Here is a 3026-nt window from a genome sequence, read left to right on the forward strand (position 1 = left end):
CGAACGTCGGCGGCCACATCGCGACCTACCAGTCGGCCGCGGTGCTGTACGACGTCGGTTTCGATCACTTCTTCCGCGGCCGCACCGATACCTTCGACGGCGACATGGTCTACATCCAGGGCCATTCGGCGCCCGGCATCTACGGCCGCGCGTACCTGGAAGGCCGCATCACGGACGCGCAACTCGACAACTTCCGCCGCGAGACCGGCCGCGAAGCGGGACGCGACGGGCTGTCGTCGTATCCGCATCCGCGGCTGATGCCGGATTTCTGGCAATTCCCCACCGTGTCGATGGGGCTCGGGCCGCTCACGGCCGCGTATCAGGCGCGCTTCATGCGCTACCTCGAATATCGCGGGCTGAAAGCGCACCAAGGCCGCAAGGTCTGGGCATTTCTCGGCGACGGCGAAATGGACCAGCCCGAATCGCTCGCCGCGATCTCGCTCGCCGGGCGCGAACGGCTCGACAACCTGATCTTCGTCGTCAACTGCAACCTGCAGCGTCTCGACGGCCCGGTACGCGGCAACGGCAAGGTCATCCAGGAACTCGAAGGCACGTTCCGCGCGGCGGGCTGGAACGTCGTGAAGGTGATCTGGGGCGGCGGCTGGGATCGCCTGCTCGAACGCGACACAACGGGCCTGCTGCGTCAGCGCATGATGGAATGCGTCGACGGCGACTACCAGACCTTCAAGTCGCAGAACGGCGCATACGTGCGCGAGCATTTCTTCGGCAAGTATCCCGAGCTGCTCGAGCTCGTCGCCGACCTGTCCGACGACGACATCTGGAAACTCGCGCGCGGCGGCCACGATCCGGAAAAGGTGCATGCGGCCTATACGCAGGCGATGCACGCGGACGGGCGGCCGACCGTCGTGCTCGCGAAGACGGTCAAGGGCTTCGGAATGGGCGAAGCCGGCGAAGGCCAGAACGTGAACCACCAGTTGAAGAAGATGAGCGCGGACGCCGTACGCGCGTTCCGCGACCGCTTCGCGCTGCCGGTCAGCGACGCGCAACTCGACGACCTGCCGTACCTGAAACCCGAACCCGGCAGCGCCGAGGCACGCTACTTCGCGGAACGCCGCGCCGCGCTCGGCGGCCACGTACCGGCCCGCTTCAGCGACGTGGCGCCACTGCCGGTGCCGCCGCTCGCCGCGTTCGACGCGCAGCTCAAGGACAGCGGCGAACGCGCGCTGTCCACGACGATGGCGTTCGTGCGCATCCTCGGCACGCTGCTGAAGGACCCGGCACTCGGCAAGCTGGTCGTCCCGATCGTGCCGGACGAATCCCGCACGTTCGGGATGGAGGGGCTGTTCCGCCAGATCGGCATCCACTCGCATCTCGGCCAGCTCTATACGCCGCAGGACGCGGGCCAGCTCAGCTACTACCGGGAAGCGAAGGACGGGCAGATCCTGCAGGAAGGGATCAACGAATCGGGCGCGATCGCGTCGTGGATCGCGGCCGGTACCGCCTACAGCAACCACGGCCTGCCGGCGATCCCGTTCTACATCTTCTATTCGATGTTCGGGCTGCAGCGGGTCGGCGATCTCGCGTGGGCGGCCGGCGACGCGCGTACGCGCGGCTTCCTGCTCGGCGCGACGTCGGGCCGCACGACGCTGATGGGCGAAGGGCTGCAGCACGACGACGGGCACAGCCACGTGCTGTCGTCGGTGATTCCGAACTGCGTGTCGTACGACCCGACCTATGCGTACGAACTCGCGGTGATCGTGCGCGACGGCCTGCGGCGGATGTTCGCGGAACAGGAGGACGTCTACTACTACATCACGCTGCTCAACGAGAACTACCCGCATCCGGCGCTGCCCGACGGCGCGGAGGCCGGCATTCTCAAGGGCCTCTACCTGCTGCGCGAAGGCGCGTCGCGCGCGGCCGACGTGCCGCACGTGCAGTTGATGGGCAGCGGCGCGATCCTGCGTGAAGCGATCGCCGCGAGCGACCTGCTCGCGCAGGACTTCGGCGTGTCGAGCGACGTGTGGAGCGCGACGAGCCTGAACGAGCTGCGCCGCGACGGGCTGGCCGCCGAACGCTGGAACCTGCTGCACCCCGATGAAGCGCCGCGCGTGCCGTACGTGCAGCAATGCCTCGACGGCCGCACGGGGCCGGTGGTCGTCGCGACCGATTACATGAAGATCGTCGGCGACCAGATCCGTGCGTTCGTCGACGGCCGGCGCTTCGTGTCGCTCGGCACCGACGGCTTCGGCCGCTCGGATACGCGCGACGCGCTGCGCACGTTCTTCGAGGTCGACCGGCACTTCATCGTGGTCGCGGCGCTGAAGGCGCTCGCCGACGACGGCGCGATCCCGCGTGCACGCGTCGGCGAAGCCATCCGGCGCTACGGCATCGACATCGACAAGATCGATCCGGCCAGCGTGTAGTCACGCGCCGCGCGGCAGGCAGGTTGCGCCGGCCTGCCGCGCCGCCTTGCCCGCGCTACTGCCCCGACTGCGCGAGCGGGCCTTGCGGCCCCTGCCCCGTTCCCGACGGCCAGCCGCCCGCAAGCGCCTTGTACAGCGCGACCGTCGACGCCGCACTGCGCATCTGCCCGTCGGCCGCCGCATCCTGCGCCTGCAGCAGCGTGCGTTGCGCGTCGAGCACTTCGTAGTAGTCGATCGCGCCCGCCGAAAAACGCGCCTGCGCCAGTTGCGCGGCACGCGCGCTGTCGGTCGCGGCCCGCACGAGATGGTCCGTCTCGTCACGCGTGCGTGCCGCCCGCAGCAGCGCGTTCTCCGTTTCCTCCAGCGCCCCGAGCACGGTCTGCCGGTATTGCGCGAGCTGCCCGGCCGCTTCCGCATCGCTCGCGGCGATCCGTGCGCGCACGCGGCCGACGTCGAGGAACGACCAGTCGATGCCGAGCGCGACCAGGTTCGTATCGCTGCCCGCGCGGAAGAACCCGTAGCTGCTCGTCGCGCTGCCGAGCAGGCCCGACAGCGTGAAACGCGGAAACAGGTCGGCCGTCGCGACGCCGACGCGTGCGGTCGCCGCGTGCAGCCGCGCCTCGGCGGCCGCGACGTCGGGCC

2 protein-coding genes are annotated in these 3026 nt (G+C 69.3%); one reads left to right on the forward strand and one right to left on the reverse strand.

Going from position 1 to position 3026, the window contains the following annotated elements:
• The coding region (gene aceE, locus L810_RS42650; RefSeq protein WP_042978383.1) for a pyruvate dehydrogenase (acetyl-transferring), homodimeric type at window positions 1-2384 on the forward strand (2384 nt) is incomplete at its 5' end.
• Between the two features lie 55 nt (window positions 2385-2439).
• On the opposite strand, the gene L810_RS42655 is transcribed toward aceE, so the two are convergent.
• Window positions 2440-3026 (reverse strand): TolC family protein (locus L810_RS42655; protein ID WP_042978384.1); only part of this gene is annotated, 587 nt, incomplete at its 5' end.

Source organism: Burkholderia sp. AU4i, from assembly GCF_000466765.1.
Classification (GTDB): Bacteria; Pseudomonadota; Gammaproteobacteria; order Burkholderiales; family Burkholderiaceae; genus Burkholderia; species Burkholderia cepacia.